Below are 2,066 nucleotides of genomic sequence, written 5' to 3' on the forward strand. Positions count from 1 at the left end.
TGCACTTTTGTTACTTCTGAATTTCCTTCGGAAATTCCTCGCTAACAAAAACGCAACTTTCCATACACAAACTCGTTATGTGCAATTATAAAAACACCTTATGAAAGTTAAAAAAGCGAAAGTAGTATTGGAACTTGTTTCTGAAAATTTGGAAAAATTTAAAGCTCAAGCTTTTTTTGGAGTTTCTGCGGATGCGCCTGAAATTCAAGCTATATGGAACGATTACAATTACGTTAGAACAGTTTTAATTGAGCATAACCCTGAACTTTATAGTGATTTACTTGAAGTCAAATTGCCTAGACCTGGAGTTGCATCTAGTATGAGTTTACTTGATGTTGGAGCTTCAATGTATAGTCCAAGACATTTTGAAACAATCGAAAATGAAATTCGCAAAGCCCAGAAATATGTAATATTAGAAGATGGAGATGCTAATATAATAGAACAAGTAATTCCAGAAAATATTTCAATTAATGCGAGAGATGGTTCCAATGTTACAGTTCAAATTGGTAATGAAAATCAAGCTCTTCAAAATTCCGAAAGGATAAATAATACATTAAGTCAAATTGGTGAATTAGGTATTGAAGAAGAAGATTTATTGGACTTAAAACAGATATTAAGTCCACAAGTCAATAAAACTGAAACTAAAACAGGAATTGGTAAACGCATTATGAATTGGTCGGGAAAAATGGCTGGAAAATTAATTGAGAAAGGACTAACTGATAATATCCCTGTACTAATGGAAAAAGCCTCTACTTTGATTGACCTAATTTAACTGCACATAACAGTGTATAAAAAACATAGGGCGTTTGTGGCTTAATCAAAAGGTCTGTGTTTGTTTACAAAGTCCGCTAAATATAAAATTTAGCGTTTGGAGAAGAAAAGGTAAAAGCAAAATATTTATATTTAGCTAAGTAATAAACCGAAACGATAGTGCTTATCACCTGCCCTACGATTTCTTATACTTAACGTTGTAAACAAGCCTTACTCGGCCTGAAGTAAGGCTACATAATTTTAAACATTATGTACAGAAGCGTTGTACATAATTGACCTATGAAGGCAAATCAGTATCTATTCAAAAATTTAGCAATCTATTGAATGAAGGATTATATTTGTTTCCAATAAAAAAATGGCATCATTCACTTTAACTGTTATAAAAAAATGTTTAAAAAGAATTTATTAAGTATTAAGTTATGTTCATCGTTAATAATAGTTTTACTTAGTCTATTAAGTTGCAAATCTCATAAAGAAATTAAAAAATTATCATCGCAAGTAGATTGCAAAAAAACAATATATTTTATTTGGGACGATGAAAGCAATGTATACAAGAGTGAAAAAAGAGGAAATTACAAAGAAGGATATACCTTTAGAAATATTGATATTGATTATAAAGAGCTTTTTATAGAATCAATAGAAAAGTTAAATGAAGATTATAATGGAACTTATATATATGGTAAGTATAGTGGTTTTCCTTCAGATTCGGTTATTCAAGTACGTGTGAAATTAGAAAAACTGGTATGGCATCTTAATTTTTCTAAATCTAAAAGAGACTTACAACTCTTGTATTCTACTCCCAATAAAGATTTTCAATTTTTAGGTGAGAGTAATCGAAAAAAACATAAAGCTATGTTAGAATCTTTTGAACATGGCAATCTGAAATTTATACTAGCAACTTGTAATAATTGATCTGTTGTAAACAAGCCTTACTTGAGCCTAAAAAATAAATACCCCTCCTTCTACTCATTTCTGACATCACTCGTGCTTAAAACCGAATTAAAACACACTTAAGTGTTATCGGATTTCACTCAAGCCGTAATTTTCTGGCTTTATTCAATCACAAAGTCTGTAGCAAAAGATAATGTGCCAGTTTACAACATCGTGTAAATAAAATTGCTGCTTTTGTACTTTTCCTTTGTTCCATCTTTTCTAATTTACTACATTTATAAATCGGAAAGTTCTCGCGATTTTATTCGCAACTTTCCTTACACAAACACGTTACCAAAAACAACTCGGAAAATCGAATTCCATATTTAACGGAAAACTAAACATTGAATATTTCGAGTTTTTTC

At 30.4% G+C, this 2,066-nt stretch carries 2 protein-coding genes; both read left to right on the forward strand.

Annotated features, from left to right (window positions below; translation table 11 throughout):
* The first annotated feature begins 100 nt into the window (after positions 1-100).
* The gene (locus Q4512_RS16330) at positions 101-772 is read left to right on the forward strand and encodes a hypothetical protein (RefSeq protein WP_303426454.1); all 672 of its coding nucleotides are present in this window, start codon (positions 101-103) and stop codon (positions 770-772) included.
* A gap of 386 nt (positions 773-1,158) precedes the next feature.
* Complete coding sequence (locus Q4512_RS16335) at positions 1,159-1,683, forward strand: hypothetical protein (protein ID WP_303426455.1); 525 nt, start codon at positions 1,159-1,161, stop codon at positions 1,681-1,683.
* Positions 1,684-2,066: the final 383 nt, after the last annotated feature.

Origin of the sequence: Oceanihabitans sp. 2_MG-2023, assembly GCF_030547245.1 — a bacterium.
Lineage (GTDB): Bacteria > Bacteroidota > Bacteroidia > Flavobacteriales > Flavobacteriaceae > Oceanihabitans.

Bases quoted from the DNA above. Each gene is read 5' to 3' on its own strand.
- Q4512_RS16330 (WP_303426454.1), top strand. From the start codon at position 101: ATGAAAGTTAAAAAAGCGAAAGTAGTATTGGAACTTGTTTCTGAAAAT.
- Q4512_RS16335 (WP_303426455.1), top strand. From the start codon at position 1,159: ATGTTTAAAAAGAATTTATTAAGTATTAAGTTATGTTCATCGTTAATA.